This window comes from Haloferax profundi, assembly GCF_001469865.1.
In the GTDB taxonomy this organism is placed as follows: Archaea; Halobacteriota; Halobacteria; order Halobacteriales; family Haloferacaceae; genus Haloferax; species Haloferax profundi.
On record NZ_LOPV01000256.1, the window covers coordinates 1 to 259 of the forward strand.

The following is a 259-nucleotide window of genomic DNA, read 5'->3' on the forward strand; positions in this document are numbered from 1 at the left end:
AATTCGTGACGGATATGCGTGGACATACACTGGGAGTGCGTCTGATGTAACCTCCGTCTCGTTCGACTCAGTTGCTCGAACGAGAGAGTCCCATCGGGGATCACGAGCGGTGTAAAAGCGCCAGACGCCGCGAACACTCGACTCACCATCCTCGGTGAGCGTGTAGCCTTGCCATGGCCGTGACTGGAAGATGGCAACCCCAGTGTCACCATTGGGATACTCGGCGTAGTAGGAGTACGCTCGAAGATTGTAGACCTCG

1 pseudogene is annotated in these 259 nt (G+C 56.4%); it reads right to left on the reverse strand.

Features of this window, described 5'->3' with window-relative positions:
* A pseudogene (locus AUR66_RS22600) lies at positions 1-259 on the reverse strand (hypothetical protein); the annotation flags it as partial.